Annotated in this window: 11 protein-coding genes; 2 read left to right on the top strand and 9 right to left on the bottom strand. The window is 66.8% G+C overall.

Annotated elements, in window-relative coordinates:
• Positions 1-15: 15 nt before the first annotated feature.
• Positions 16-1,656: a DUF5597 domain-containing protein gene (locus tag DM450_RS21105; protein WP_142638856.1), complete on the top strand. Its 1,641-nt coding sequence runs from the start codon at positions 16-18 to the stop codon at positions 1,654-1,656.
• Between the two features lie 6 nt (positions 1,657-1,662).
• Here DM450_RS21105 and DM450_RS21100 read toward each other — a convergent pair whose 3' ends face one another.
• The 9 genes from DM450_RS21100 to DM450_RS21060 form a co-directional block, all read right to left on the bottom strand.
• Positions 1,663-2,778 carry a pectinesterase family protein gene (locus tag DM450_RS21100; protein ID WP_142638854.1) on the bottom strand — a complete coding sequence of 372 codons (1,116 nt, stop codon included), beginning with the start codon at positions 2,776-2,778 and terminating at the stop codon, positions 1,663-1,665.
• A complete protein-coding gene (locus DM450_RS21095; protein WP_142638853.1) occupies positions 2,775-3,725 on the bottom strand; it encodes an alpha/beta hydrolase in 951 nt (316 codons plus the stop codon). Before DM450_RS21095 ends, DM450_RS21100 begins: the two co-directional genes overlap by 4 nt.
• 74 nt (positions 3,726-3,799) lie before the next feature.
• Positions 3,800-6,847 carry a TonB-dependent receptor gene (locus tag DM450_RS21090; protein ID WP_142638851.1) on the bottom strand — a complete coding sequence of 1,016 codons (3,048 nt, stop codon included), beginning with the start codon at positions 6,845-6,847 and terminating at the stop codon, positions 3,800-3,802.
• A gap of 58 nt (positions 6,848-6,905) precedes the next feature.
• Entirely contained in the window at positions 6,906-7,913 is a 1,008-nt protein-coding gene (locus DM450_RS21085; protein ID WP_142638849.1) for a FecR family protein, read from the bottom strand.
• Positions 7,910-8,515 carry an RNA polymerase sigma factor gene (locus DM450_RS21080; RefSeq protein ID WP_260610467.1) on the bottom strand — a complete coding sequence of 202 codons (606 nt, stop codon included), beginning with the start codon at positions 8,513-8,515 and terminating at the stop codon, positions 7,910-7,912. Before DM450_RS21080 ends, DM450_RS21085 begins: the two co-directional genes overlap by 4 nt.
• 101 nt (positions 8,516-8,616) lie before the next feature.
• Complete coding sequence (locus DM450_RS21075; RefSeq protein ID WP_142638847.1) at positions 8,617-10,332, bottom strand: methyl-accepting chemotaxis protein; 1,716 nt, start codon at positions 10,330-10,332, stop codon at positions 8,617-8,619.
• A 343-nt stretch (positions 10,333-10,675) separates the two neighbouring features.
• Positions 10,676-11,317: a response regulator transcription factor gene (locus DM450_RS21070; protein ID WP_142638845.1), complete on the bottom strand. Its 642-nt coding sequence runs from the start codon at positions 11,315-11,317 to the stop codon at positions 10,676-10,678.
• Positions 11,318-11,400: 83 nt separating this feature from the next.
• On the bottom strand, positions 11,401-11,769 hold the full coding sequence (locus DM450_RS21065) for a response regulator transcription factor (protein WP_207080205.1): 369 nt from the start codon (positions 11,767-11,769) through the stop codon (positions 11,401-11,403).
• An 82-nt stretch (positions 11,770-11,851) separates the two neighbouring features.
• Positions 11,852-13,492: an ATP-binding protein gene (locus DM450_RS21060; RefSeq protein ID WP_185928806.1), complete on the bottom strand. Its 1,641-nt coding sequence runs from the start codon at positions 13,490-13,492 to the stop codon at positions 11,852-11,854.
• A 377-nt stretch (positions 13,493-13,869) separates the two neighbouring features.
• Here DM450_RS21060 and DM450_RS21055 point away from each other — a divergent pair, with 377 nt between their 5' ends.
• Positions 13,870-14,550, top strand: coding sequence for a DsbA family oxidoreductase (locus DM450_RS21055; RefSeq protein WP_185928805.1), 681 nt, complete (start codon positions 13,870-13,872; stop codon positions 14,548-14,550).
• The last annotated feature ends 72 nt before the right edge of the window (positions 14,551-14,622 follow it).

The raw sequence follows: 14,622 nt of genomic DNA, 5'->3' as shown, positions 1-14,622 counted from the left end.
AAGGAACCTAACGCGATGAGAGGCACCTGGAAAACCGCCACGATCTTTGGCGCGGCCCTCTGCGCCGCGCTGGCCGCAGCGTCGCCAGCGGCATGGGCCGCATCCGACGAGGTGCCCCATATCGTCACCCGCGATGGCCGTCATGCGCTGATCGTTGATAGCGCTCCCTTCCTGATGCTGGGCGCGCAGATCAACAACTCCAGCGCATGGCCCGCGACGCTGCCCAAGGTCTGGCCGATGATGGCGGCGATGCACGTCAACACCGTCGAGGTGCCGGTGGGCTGGGAGCAGATCGAGCCCGAGGAAGGCCGCTTCGATTTCGCCATCGTCGACCAGCTTCTCGAACAGGCCCGCGCGCAGAACGTGCGGCTGGTGCTGCTGTGGTTCGGCACCTGGAAGAACACCAACCCGCAATATACCCCGCGCTGGGTGAAGCTGGACAATGCCCGCTTCCCGCGCATGCGCCGCGCGGACGGCACCCTGCATTACGGGCTCTCCCCCTTCGGCAAGGCGACGCTGGCGGCGGACAGCAAGGCCTTTGCCGCGCTGATGAGGCGTCTGGCAGAGGTGGACCGGCAGAACACCGTCATCATGATGCAGGTGCAAAACGAGGCCGGTTCCTACGGCCTTGCGCGCGATCACTCGCCCGAGGCTGATGCCGCCTTCGCCGCGCCCGTGCCCGAAGCGCTGAGGAGGCGCCTCGGCAAGCCCGCCGGCAACTGGACGGCGCTGTTCGGCCGCGATGCCGAACTCTATTTCCATGCCTGGCAGGTCGCCGGCTACATCGACAAGGTCGCGGCGGCGGGCAAGGCGGTGAAGCCGCTGCCGATGTACGTCAACGCCGCGCTGCCCGGCGATCCCTTCACCTGGCAGGACCCGAACACCTACGCCAGTGGCGGCCCGGCCAATACCGTGATCGACGTCTACAAGGCCGCCGCCCCGCACCTCGATCTGGTGGCGCCGGACATCTACAATCCGAAGCACAAGGCCTATCTCGGCTTTCTTGACGCCTACACGCGGCCGGACAACGCACTGTTCGTGCCCGAGACGGGGCATGCGCCCGAATATGCGCGTCACTTCTTCGCCGCACTTGGCAGAGGTGCGATCGGCTGGTCGCCCTTCGGTCTCGACCCGCTGCGCTATCGCCCGAGCCTGCCGCTCCGATCGAAGCTGGATGACGAGGCGATCGCGCCGTTCGCGGCCAACTACGCGCTGTTCGCGCCGATGGCGCGCGTCTGGGCAAAGCTGGCCTTCGAAGGCAAGGTTTGGGGCGCGTCCGAGCCGGAAGACCCGGCCGATGGCCACCGGCAGGTGATCCCGCTGGGCAAATACGTCGCCACCGCCAGTTTCGGCACCGGCGACTTCGGGCCGACCGACCCCAAGGGCAATGCCCGGCCCACCGGCGGCGTCGCGATTGCCGAGATCGGGCCGGACGAATACCTCGTCACCGGCTACTTCGCCCGCGTGGAGTTCGGGCTGACCGATCCAAAAGCCGCCAACCTCATCCTCGACCGCGTGGAGGAGGGCACTTACGATACCGCAGGCAAGTGGCAGTTCCTACGCGTGTGGAACGGCGATCAGGTGGACTGGGGCCTCAACTTCACGGCGGCGCCGCAAGTGCTGCACGTGAAGCTGGCGCGTTATCCGATCCGCTAGGGCCGCCTAGGGCCGCTCTGGCATCCCGGCCATGATGTCGCGCCGGATCGCGGCGATGGCATGGGGGGAGACCCAGGTCATGCCGATGGCGTGGGCCGGGGCGCCGGGGCCGGTCGATCCGGTTTCGGCGAAGCGCGAATCCTGCGCCCGGAACACCTGCGTCATCGTGCCGTCGCGCGCGGTGCCGTTCATTTCGGTCCAGTGGTCGGGGTGGATGTGGCGATCCAGGAAGCAGTCGATGAACAGCGCCTGCCCCACCGCCTGCGGATCGGCGTAGCGGCCATCGGCAAAGCGGGTGGTGGGGTGCCAGGGCCGGGCGAGCGCCACCGCATGGTCGGGCACCCCGGCCTCGCGGGTCAGGCGCGAGCGGTAGAAGACGAGGCCGTGCGCCTGCGACAGCGGGGTCGAGGGGGCGGCGACAAAGGACTGGAATTCGCCGGGTGTGTAGGGCGCTGCGCGGATGCGGGTGCGCACTTCGCTGTCCTCGATCAGCAGCTGTCCATTGCCGAAGATGAAGTCGACATTGCCGGCGATCAGGCTCTCGCGGATCAGCGCGCGGCCGCCATTGGTGAAGACCGTGTCCTGATAGCCGAGCAGCGCTACCCGGTCGAACCGCACGCGGTCGCTGTCGATGTCGAGCAGCAGGGCGGCGGCCTGCGGGTTGGCGATCCTGGCCTCGGCACCTTCGGGCAGGCGGTCGTTGGCGAGGTAGTCGTAGGTGTTCTCGATGGTGAGGTCGCGCACCGCGATCTCGCGCGCGTTGATGGTGAGCGTGGCCGATCCCGGCGTGCCCCAGCCATTGCGGTGATAGGCCCTGGCGGTCTGCGCGACGGCGCCGAAATGGACGCGCGTGGCTTCGCGCCCGGCACCGATGAGGCGGACCCGGTCGCGGGTGATGACGGGTTTTTCGGCATAGTCGCCCGCGGCCACGCGGATGGTGATCCAGCGCCCGCTGTCATCGCGCACGGCGGCTTCGAGCGCGCTGCCGATCGAGGTGTAGCAGGGGGTCTTGCTGCCCTTGCAGTCCGGCTTCACGGTGAGTTCGGATGGGGGCGTAGCGGCCATGGCAGGCAGGGCGACGGCGCAGGCCAGCGATAGGGTGAGCAGGCGCAAGGCGATCATTTCGGGGCCTTTGCAGGGGTGAGGGGGCGCAGGAACGTGTCGATCTCCTCGGCGGTGCGGGAGAGCCAGGGCTCGAACAGCCAGAAGTCGTGCGGGGCGCCGGTGAAGGCGAATTCGCGGTTGGCGATGCGGTGCCGCTCGAGCGCGGCCAGTACCTTGTCCTTGCCCACCGTGAAGCGGGCGATGCCGCTGCTGACGATCAGCGTGGGCGGCGATTGCGGCCCTGCATGGCCGGCGGCGCCGGCCTCTCGCCAGCGCTGCGGCATGGCTTCGAAGCGGCCGCCCAGCCAGCGGGCGAAGGGGGACTCGGCGCCTGCCGCGTTCTCGAAATGGAGGGCGTCGGGATCGGCCATGTCGAGCACGCCGTCGAGGTCGACGAGGGCGTTGGCATGCACTTTGCCGAAAAGACCGGAAGGCCCCGCATAAGCGAGCAGGGCGGCCATCTGTCCGCCGGATGAGGCGCCGCCGACCGCGATGTGGGCGCCGTCGAGGCCGAATTCGGCGGCATGGGCCCGGGCCCAGCGCAGCGCCTCGGCAATGTCCTCCATTCCGGCGGGGTAGGGCGCTTCGCCGGAGAGGCGGAATTCGGGCAGGAACACGGTGTAGCCGCGCTGTGCCAGCAGGTTGGCAAGCGCGTAGAAATGCGTTTTCGCGCCCGAGCGCCATGCGCCGCCGTGGACCAGCATCAGGCCCTGCCCGTTGGCCGCTGCCGGGCGGAACACGTCGAGATGCAGCGTGCGGGTGCCCAGCGTCTTGTAGGGACGGTCGAACAGCACCGATTGCCCCTCGCGCCAGGTCACGGCGGGCCAGGCGATGCCCGGATACTGGTCGCGGTATTGGGCAAAGCGCTGGTCCACGGTGTAGCTATCGTCCACCTCGCGGGCCGGGGCGGGCAGGGCGAGCAAAGTCATGGCAAGCGCAAACGCCGGGCGGAACGGATGGGCCATCACGTCTCCTTCAGCAAGACAAGGGGGCCGCCGTCCGGGGGAGGACAGCGGCCCAGGGAGCAACTGATGCCGCGTCAGAACTGGTAGCGTGCGCCCACGAACCACTGCGCGCCGGTGCGGGAGAACTCGCGCACGAGGTACTGTGTGCCGTCGCCGGTGCCGTAGATCCGCTCGCGCTCGTTGGTGATGTTGATGCCCTGGATGTTGAAGCTGAGGCGTTCGGTCAGGTTGTAGTAGGCCGAGAGATCCACTTGCGTCGGGCCGTACTTGCGTTCCTGCACGTGGCCGTTGCCGCCCGGTTCGCTGAGCAGGTAGTCGTCGCGCTTGTTGACCGAGAGGCGCAGGCCCATCTTGCCGGTGTCGAAATAACCCGTGAAGTTGTACGAATTGGGCGAAAGCCCGGTGGAATCGTGCGCTTCGACATGGGTGTAGTTCGACGCGATGCCGAAGTTGGAGAAGATCCCCGGCAGGAACGTGAAGGGCAGGTTGAGCGTCACCTCGACGCCTTTCACCTTGTCGCCGTCCGACGAATTGACCGCCTTGTAGAAGGTGTAGGGCACTGAGGCCGGATCGGCATTGTAGGAGGCGTCGTAGCGCGGATCGGCGTAGATCGCCGCCCAGTATTCCTGCGGCACCATCTGCTCGACCACCGAGGTCTTGAGCGAGCGGATGATGTTCTTCTGGAACAGCCCCACGGCAAAGAGACCGCTCTTAGAGAAGTACCATTCGAGGCCGAGATCGAAGTCGTCCGAGAGGTAGGGCTTGAGATCCGGACTGCCGAGGTTGCTGACCGTGCGGGTGGTATATTCGAAGACCGGGCTGGCGATGTTGAGCGAAGCGAGGCCCGGGCGCGTCATCGAACGGGCATAGGCAAAGCGGGCAACCACTTGCGGCGTGACGTTGAGCGCGGCGTTGAACGAAGGCAGCAGGTTGTCGTAGTGGCGTTTCACCTCCACCGGCGATCCGGCGATGACCGCGCTCGATTCCACGTCGGTGCGCACATAGCGCAGGCCTGCGTCGAGGCGCAGGATCATCGTGCCGATGTCCATGTCGCCCATGACTTCGCCGTAGCCGCCGGTGGTCTTCTCGACCACTTTCCACCCCGCAGCGACATTGGCGGTGTAGCCGTCGTCGAACATGCCCGAGCCAGCGATGGCATCGAAGTCGATCACCGCGAAGGTCGGCAACCCGCCCGAGACCACGCCGTCGCCGAAGTGGCTGATCGGGAAGGCGGTCATGTAGTCCTGCGGCGCGAAGCTGGGCAGCGCGCCCTGTGCTTCGGAATAGCGCACCATGCGGCGGCTATAGGCAAGCCCCGCCAGCGCGGTGAAGCGGCTCTGCTGGAACCTGGCATTGGCCTTGGCGGTGAAGTTGTCCTTCACCACCTTGTTGAGCCGGTTGGCCGCGGTCAGCGCGTTGATGTAGTTTTCGGGATCGTTGGGATCGTAGTCGCCGTAATCGACCGACGCCACATCGCGGCTGCCGGTATAGTCATAGGCATAGTAGTGCGGCACCGAGCGGGCGTAGAAGCGCAGTTCGCTGCGGTCGGCGCTGTCGCGCGCCTTGCCGATCATGCCGTCGAAGGTCAGGTTCGTGCTGGCCTCGTATTCGCCGGAGAACACGAACTGGCTGAACTTCGAGGTCGAGGTCTGGTGGCGGCTTTCGTACCACGAGGTGACATCGTCGAAGGCGGCGGCGACGAGCTGCTTGCCGTCCGGCGCGACGGTGAAGGAAAGCGGGGTCTGGCCGACATAATTGCCCGCCGGGCCATGCGTGAGCAGCCACTCCATCGAGTTGTAGCTGTAACGGTCGTTGTCGAGCTGCGAATAGAGCGCGTCGAACGTCAGTTTCAGCCCGTCGAGCGGGCGCGCCTGGATCGAGCCCGAGAGGCCGAGGCGCTTCTGGTCGTTGCCGAAGAAGTCGGCGCGCGGCAGGCGCGGCGCCCAGAGGCAGTCGAGGCTGTCGGCGGCGCCGCAGTTCTCGGGGGTGCCGGTGACCTCGGGGTCGGTATCGGCCCAGCTGTCGCCGTTGACGAAGGGCGAGGTCCAGCGGACGCTGGAGAAGCCTTCCTGATAGACGGTGCGCTTGGAATAGGCGGCGGAGAACAGCACGCCGATGGTGTCGTCGGCAAAGGTGTCCGAGACCATGACCGTGGCGCGCGGGTCGATCTTGCGCGAGACGGTATTGTAGCCGCCCTGGCCCGAGGCGACGACGTGGAAGCCGGGATGGTCGAAGGGCTTGGCCGAATAGAGGTCGACGGTGCCGGCGATGCCGCCTTCCTCGATCGAGGCGCGCTGGGTCTTCTGCACGTCGATGCGGTTGAACAGTTCGGAGGCAAAGACGTGGAAGTCGAAGGCGCGGCCGGCGTTGAGCGTGAAGCCGCCGGAATCGAGGCCGTCGCTGCTGGCGGGCACTTCCATGCCGTTGAGCGTGGTGCGGGTGAAGTCGGGCGAGAAGCCGCGCAGCGTGATGTTGCGCCCTTCGCCGCCCTCGCGCGAGATGGTGACGCCGGGCAGGCGCTGGATCGATTCCGACAGGTTGAGGTCGGGCATCTTGGCCATGTCCTCGGCCATGATGCTCTCGACCACGTTGATCGACTGGCGCTTGACGTCCTGCGCGCGGATCAGGCTGCCGCGAAAGCCGGTGACGATGATGTCCTCACTGGTGACCGGCGCTTGCGGATCGGCAGATGCAGGTTCGGCCGCCGCGACCGGCTGTGGGGCAGCGGCGGGCGCGGCCGCCAGCGCGACCGGAACGGTGACAGCAGCCGCGCGGACCGGACTGGCGGGAGCGCGGCCATTGCCATTGGCGCTGCCGACAATCGCATAGGAGGCCGGGCCGGTGCGCCGCGCGGCCAGTCCGGTGCCCGCCAGCAGCCGCGCCAGTGCCTGGTCGACGCTCATTTCGCCGCGCACGGCATTGGTGCGCACGTCGCGGGTCAGCCGCCGCGCGGCGATGATCTGGATGTCCCCCTGGCGGCCCAGCTGGGTGATTGCCGTCTCGGCGCTCTGGGCATCGATGGCGAATTCGCGGGTCTGGGCTGCCGCCTGGACCGGAGAGGCTACGGCGTAGACGATGGCCGCAGTCGAGAACAGTGCGTGACGCACCTTGTTGTTATACATTATTATCCGCCCCAAAAATTGATTTTGCGGACTTCTTCGAGTCCGTACTATTCAAGAGTCACTCCGCCGAAAAATCCTTCCCGGAAAATGCATTTTCTTCGGCGGTATCGAGGAAAATACGGATGACCTCGGGATTGCTGGTGTCCAGCGCCACGCCAAGGCTGGCTTTCACCGCCTCGGCAAAACCTTCCGGGTCGTTGATGCGGAACAGCCCGTCGAACTGCTCGCGCGCGACGCGCGGGTCGGCGATGACGATCTGGCGGGGGTTGTAGCGGTTGAACTCGTTTGCGGCTTCGTAGAGCGTGCGCCCGTCGAGATCGATCATGCCGCCGCGCCAGGCCAGCGAGCGGTCCACCGACGTGGGAATGCCGGCTTCGTAATCGATCACCGCATGGGCGCTGAGCGTCGCGCGGTCGCCCGCCTCGAGGCGCAAGTGCAGGTCCGGCCCGCCCGCGGGCGCGGTGCTCCAGGTCTCGACCACGCCTTCGGTGACCAGCACTTCCACGCCGGTTTCGCGGCGCCGCACCGAAAAGGCGGTGCCGACCGCGCGCACCCGGACGTCGCCCGCCGCCACCACGAAGGGGCGGCTGGCATCCTTGGCCACTTCGAACCAGGCCTCGCCTTGCGCAAGTTCGATCTCGCGGCTGCGCGGGGCCATCGTGACCGCCAGTTCGCTGCCCGAATTCATCGTCATCACCGAACCGTCAGGCAGCGGCAGGCGGCGGATCTCGCCGAGTTTCGTTGCGTAGACGGACGGCCCGCCGCGCCAGTGCAGGCCGGTCATGACGAGCGCCGCCGAAGCCGCGATCCCGCCCAGCAGCCCGCGCCGCGCGAAGCGGGCGGGCCTGGCGGGGGCCGCTTCCCCGTTGTCCTGCATGAGCGCAGCGGTTTCTTCGGCGGGCGCGGCAGACAGCGCATACCACTGCGCCTGCACTTGCAGCAGCAGCCCCTGACGCAGCGGATCCTCGGCCAGCCAGGCCTGGAGTTCGGCCTCGTCCGCCTCGCTCCATGCCGCGCCGTCCATGCGCGCGACAAAGGCGGCGGCGCGATCATCGGCGCCGGTCATCGCCGGACCTCCCGGCGCGGGCCATCCGTGAGGCGCTGTTCGTTCTCGGCTTCGCAGGCGGCAAAGGCGGCACGGATCGCGCGCACGCCGTTCCACACCTGCTTTTCCACCGCCTTCTCGGTCATGCCGAGGTGGGCGGCGATTTCCTTCTGCGACCAGCCCTCGATCTTGCGCAGTTCCACCACCCGGCGGCAGCGTTCGGGCAGGCGGGCGATGACGGCGAGCACGCGCTCGTAGCTCATCCGGCTGGCGGCCTGCTCCTCCGGGGTGGGGGCATCCTCGTCATACCAGTTCTCGATCTCGCTGAAGGCTTCCAGCACCACGACCTGCTGGCGCTTCATCCGCCGCAGCAGGAGGTTGCGGGCGATCGCGAAGATGTAGGAGAGCGGCCGGTCGATGTGCTCGACCGAGGGCAGCATCGCTATGCGGCAATAGGCTTCCTGCATCACCTCGTCGATATCCTCCGGCGAGAGGCGCGAACGGGCCAGCCAGCGCCGGACCCGCGCCTCGTGGGGCACGATCTCGCGCGCGGTCCAGATCGCGATCCGGCGCCTGCGCGCGAGTTCCTGTTGTGCCTCCCCTGGCGTATCGCCCTCCCTCACATGCCGGGTTCAATTCCCGTTGTGCCACGTAAGAGACCGGGGGCGAGGATTTCCTTCCGGGAATGCGCAAATATTTTTCGAGGTGATGGGAAAGGGCGCTTTTACGCGACCTTGAAGGTGCTTGCCTGGGCGGCCAGGCGGTCGACTTCGGAGGTCAGGCTGCGCGCGGCGGCGGAGGTCTGTTCCACCATCGCGGCGTTCTGCTGGGTGGCGAGGTTCATCGCGCCGATGGCGGTGGTGATCTCGCTGACCGTTTCCGAGGCGGCGGCATTGTCGCCGGCGACGCCGCCGAGCAGGGCATGGACCTGTCCCATGTCCTGGGCGATGCCGGTGAAGGCCTCGTCCACCTGCTCCACCGCGCCCACGGCCGTCAGGATGCCGGTGCGGGTGAGGGTGAGCTGCTCGCGGGCGCTGCGGGCCTCTTCCTCCGAACGGATCGCCAGCGCCGAGACGAGATCGGCGACAACCGCGAAGCCGCGCCCGGCATCGCCGGCCTGCCCGGCCTCGACCGCCGCGTTCATCGCCAGCACGCGGGTCTGGAAGGCGATCTTGTCGAGCCCTTCGATCACGTTGTCGATGTCGCGGGTGCTGTCGGCCACCTGGCGCATGGCGTCGACGGCGCGGGCGGCAATCGTGCGGCCTTGGTCGACGGTGGTCATGGCCTGGTCGGCGCGGGCGACGGTGGCCGTGGCCGAAGCGGTGCCGGTGCGCAGGCGCTGGTCGATCTCGACCAGCGCGGCCGAGCTCTGTTCGAGGTTGGCCGCGTTGGCTTCGGTGCGGCGGGCAAGGTCTTCGGAGGCCTGGGCGATTTCGGAAGAGCCGCCGCGGATCGCATGGGTGCTGGCGGTGGTCGCGCCGATCAGTTCGCGCAGGCCCGACAGCGCCGAGTTGTAGTTGAGGCGCAGTTCCTCGTAGGAACCGGGGAAGGCGCGTTCGATCGCGGCGGTGAGATCGCCCGAGGAGAGCTGTTCGAGCCGCGCGGCGAGGGTCTCGACGACGTCGCGCTGCTGGCGGTCGGCCTCTTCCTTGGTGATCGCCGCATCGCGGAACACCAGCAGGGCGCGGGCGATGTCGCCGATCTCGTCGGGGCGCGCGGTATCGGCGATCTCGATGTGGTTATGGCCCTGCGACAGGCTGGCCATCGTCTCGGTGGCCGACTGCAGCGGCTGGAACAGGCGCCTCGCCGCGCGCATGCAGACCGCGGCGCAAAGCGCGGTGAGCACCAGCGCGATGATCAGGATCTGCCAGCCGAGCCGGGTCACGTGCGCATAGAAGCTGTCCTTGGGCACGCCGACGTAGAGAATGCCGATCACTTTGCCGCTGTCGTCGCGGATCGGGTCGTAGGCGGCGAAATAGGGCTTGTTGAGGATGCGGGTCTCGCCCCGGTAGGGCTGGCCCTTGCCAAGCACGGCGTCGCGCGCCGGGCCGGGATCGAGCGGCGTGCCGACCGCGCGGGTGCCGTCGTCCTTCTTGATGTTGGTGGCAACGCGGGTGGCGCCGCTGAAGATCGTGGCATTGCCGCCGACCAGCGCCTTGATCCGGTCGACCGCGGCATCGTCGCCGTCGAGGCGGGTATTGCCGACGTGCAGCACGCCGTCGCGCAGGCTGTAGCCCTTGCCCTGCGTTTCCAGCACGCTCCAGGCGACGCGCATGTTGGTGTCGAGCTGGGTCGCGCCCTGTTCACGGGCCGAGCTCATCAGCATCACGCGGGTGCTGATGAACAGGGTGCCGGCCAGCAGGGCCAGCGCGCTGACGGTCATCAGCGTGACTTTGGTAGACAGGTGCTGTCGGGCAAGGAAGGTGCGCAAGGAGGTCATGGTTGTGCATATCCAGAGGCAGCGGGCTGGACGAGGCCGCTGACGGTGGGGCCGGGGGAGGCTATGCAAACGTTATAGGCGGCCGATGGGTGGTATGGTCCGCAAACACAGCAAATTCCGACTTTTGCGCGCGCTCCGGGCACGGTGGTCTGGCCCGGCAAGCGCGGTGTTGTTGCCGGTGTCCGGGCATTATCCCGCTGTATTGGTATACTTTTCCGGGATGAACCGCCGCCCCGGCCCCGGCCTTGTTGCCGCTATGTAATTTTTCCCGTCTGCGCGCCGCCGGTCCGGGCCGGCCTCATCCCAGGGCAGGCGCCGGGCAATAGGCTCGGGAACCCATCAATCACGCCTTCTGGCGGGCCAGGAAATCGTGGATCCGGATGAGCTGCGCGAACGTTTTCGCTCCCAGCTTCTTCATCAGGCTGGATCGATGCAGCTTGACGGTGATTTCCGAGATGCCCAGTTCGCCCGCCACCTGCTTGTTGAGCAGGCCCCGGCAAACCCCGGCCATCACTTCCTTTTCACGCGGGGTCAGGCGGTCGTAAAGCTGCTGGCCGGCCTGCGCCTCGAGCCGGTCCGAGCGGCGTTCGCGGTCCCGGTTCAGGGCGGTGGTCACGGCGTCGAGCAGATCCTGATCGCGATAGGGCTTGGGCAGGAAGTCGACGGCGCCGGACTTCATGGCCATCACGCTCATCGGAATGTCGCCATAGCCGGTGACGAATATGACCGGAATGTCGTCGCCGCGCTCGACCAGCCGGGATTTGAATTCGAAGCCGCCGATCTGCGGCATGCGGACATCGACGACGAGGCAGCTGGTGACATCGGGAAGCGCGGCGTCGAGCACGTCCTGCGCGGTGCCGAAGCACAGGGTCTTCAGGCCGACCGACCGCAGCAGGCTGTCGATGGCTTCGCGAACCAGTTGGTCATCGTCGAGAATGATCACGAGGCCGGCTTCGGTATCGGCCGCGCCACTGCACGCGTTCATGCCATGGACTCCGTAGAGAGGGTGCTTTTGCGTGCTGTCCCGGTCACGGGGGATCTCCCGTATTTCGAAAGGGAAGGCAAGGCTCATGGGGCGATGGCCCTGGCGATCGCATCCAGCAGTTCATCGGGATCGACCGGTTTGGTCAGGAACATCATCGCGCCGGCCGCCAGGGCCTGCGCCTCGGCTTCCGGGGTGGGGAACGCGGTCATGAAGATGATCGGCACCTGCCAGCCCTGCCGAGCGATCCTCCTTTGCAGTTCCAGCCCGGTCATGCCCGGCATGTTGAGATCGGTGACCACGCAGCCGACTTCATCGCTCCGCTCGAATGCCAGCAATTGGCGGCCGCCTGCGAACATCGCCGTCGCCAGCCCTTCGGAGCGCACGAGGCTGTCGATGGATTCGCGAACCAGCGGATCGTCGTCGACGATGGCGATCAGGCGGGGAACCGGCACGATGCGCTCCCGATCTCGAGGGAAGGGCTCGGACGCAAGGGCATTGTCCGGAAAAAGGGGGGGGAGGGCATCTTCATGGGGCTCAGGCAGGTTCATGGGCTGGTGTGATCGGTATGGAAAAGCGGAAACGCGCGCCTCCTTCCTCCCGGTTGGCGGCCGAGATGGCACCGCCGTGCTGCTCGACGATGGACCGGCTGATGGACAGGCCGATGCCCATGCCGTCCTCGCGGCTGCTGAAGAAGGGTTCGAAGATGGTCTGCGGGTCGCTGAGAATGCCGGTGCCGCTGTCGGCGACGTCTACGGCGATGCTGTCCGCGGTCCGGAAGGCGTCGATCCGCAGGTCGCGAGGGCCGTCCGGGACCATGGTCATGGCCTTGCCGGCGTTGAGGATGAGGTTCACCAGCACTTGCTGCAACAGGATCCGGTCGCCCGTCACCGGGGGCAGGTCGGGCGGCAGGTCTAGATGCAGGGTAACCGCACTCTCGCGCAGTTCGCGGTCGAGCAGGGATGCGGTTTCGCGGATGAGCGAGGCCAGATCGAGTTCGCTCTGCTCGGCCTCGCCCTTGCGGAAGAGGCGGCGGACGCGGGCGACCACGTCGGCCGCGCGGGCGCCGCTGAGCGCGATCTTCTCGAGGCAGTCGGCCACCTCGGCCGCGTCCGGCGCTTCGCGGGCCAGCCAGCGCTTGCCGGAACTGGCAAAGGCCGAGATCGCGGTCAGCGGCTGGTTGATCTCGTGCGCGATGAATGCCGCGACCTGCCCCAGCGTCGTGGCGCGGTTGACTTCGGTCAGTTCGCTTTGTGCCTGCGCGAGGCGCCGCTGCATGCGGTAGCGCTCGGTCACGTCGATCGCCAGTATCAGCAGGCGGCTCCAGTTGTTGTCATCCTCCAGCACCGTGAGGCGCAGGACGACATCGACGATGGCGCCGGTTTCGGTAAGGAATTGCGCCTCTTCCTCGATGTCGCGCTGACCGGCTGCCAGCGCGCCGAGCAGGCGGCCGAGCGATCGCTCCGCGGCCGGGGTATGAAATCGCAGGAGGGAATGACCGATCAGCTTGTCCGGCGCGGAAACGCCGAAAAGCTGGATTGCCGCTGCGTTGGCATCCCTGACGAGGGAACGGGCCGCGACACGGTTGATCCCGTCGAGGTCGAGGGTTTCGGCCTGCTCCATCGTCGTCTTGGCGGCGGACAGGTCGATTTCCATCATCGGAAGGCCGGCGGCATGGAATATGGTGTGGTAGCGTTCTTCGGAACGGCGGCGGGCGACGGCTTCCGCGCGGGTCCAGCCGTAGAGCCGTTCGGCGCCTTCGTTCCAGTAGCGGATGGTGTCGTCCATCCCGCGCACCACGACGGTATCGTGGGTCAGTTCCAGCATCCTGGCCTGTTCGGACAGCGTATCGCGCGCGGAGCGATGCCGGATCGAAAGCATCGTGATCATGCCGATCGCAAAGAGAGCGACGCCGAGCCGCATGGCGGGCGAGCCGAAGGGCTCGTCCCAATGGCTGTACCAGAAGCCGAGCATCGCCAGCAGGCTGCACGAAGCGCCCGCCAGAAGTGTCGCCGCCGGACGGTTCGACCATGAGGCAATGAGCACCGTCGAGGTGTAGAGCACGGCCACCGCGCCCTGAAGGGGGCTGGCGATGTCGAGCGACAGCACGACCAGTGCGGAGACCAGTGCGGTCAGGCCGATCGATCGGTCCGATCGAAAGAGTGGTTTGCCCTTCAATTTCGTTGTGATCCCGGCACAATACCCTCCCGTTCGATCCATCGCTACGTCCGGCAAGGCCGCAGGGCGGGTGCCGCCCTTGAAATGCGCGGGCGGGCACATTCCGAACAGGCTCTCATAACGTCATGGTGCAACCCTATGCCAGAGCGGAGAACCCGCCGTAACTATACGCTGGTTGGGGGAAGCCCGCCGCGTGGCCGGGCGGCTGCTTGCTAGAGGAACCCGGAACGGCGTTCGGTCTCGACGATCCAGGCTTCCAGCAGGCTGGCGCTATCCAGCGGAATTTCACGCAGCCCCTCCTCGAAGGCTTGCCGTGTTCCTATGTGAGCGGGGCATCTGCCCGAGGTGGCGGACATTCAAGTTGAAGGAATGACGGCGTGGCACAAGACCTGAAAATCGATTTTGTCTCGGACGTGGTGTGCCCGTGGTGCGTGATCGGCCTCAAGGGATTGCAGGCGGCCCTGACGCGGCTCGAGGGCGAAGTCGCGGCGCAGATCCATTTCCAGCCCTTTGAACTGAACCCGCAGATGGTGCCCGAAGGCGAGAATATCGGGGAGCATATCGCCCGAAAATACGGCTCGACCCCGGAGCAGTCGGCCGCGACCCGGGCGATGATCCGGGAACGCGCCGATGACGTGGGCTTTACCATTGCCATGTCGGCGGACAGCCGGATCTACAATACCTTCGATGCGCACCGGCTGTTGTATTGGGCGGGGCTGGAAGGCGGCCGCGAGCCGCTTGAACTGGCGCTCAAGCTGGCGCTGTTCGAGGCCTACTTCACGCATGGATCGAACGTTTCGGATCGCGATGTCCTGCTGGCCGCCGTCAAGGATGCCGGTCTGGACTCCGAACGCGCGGCGCACATCCTTGACGGCACCGAATTCGCCGAGGAGGTGCGCAGCGCGCAAGAGCTTTGGCGCTCGCGGGGTATCAGCAGTGTTCCCGCGGTCATCGTCAATGACAAGTACCTGATCAGCGGCGGCCAGCCTCCGGAGGCTTTTGAACGGGCGCTGCGTGCGATCGTGGCGGAAATGCCCGACAAATCCAGCGTCGCATGAGCCCTGCGAAATCCGGGTATTGCGGGGTTTTCGCAGGGCCGTAGCCACTTTGTTGCACGTGCGAAATGTGGG

The sequence above is a fragment of the Sphingomonas sp. IC081 genome, assembly GCF_006874585.1.
Lineage (GTDB): Bacteria > Pseudomonadota > Alphaproteobacteria > Sphingomonadales > Sphingomonadaceae > Novosphingobium.
The sequence above is the reverse complement of the archived record's forward strand: the minus strand, read 5'-3'. Positions and strand labels throughout refer to the sequence as shown.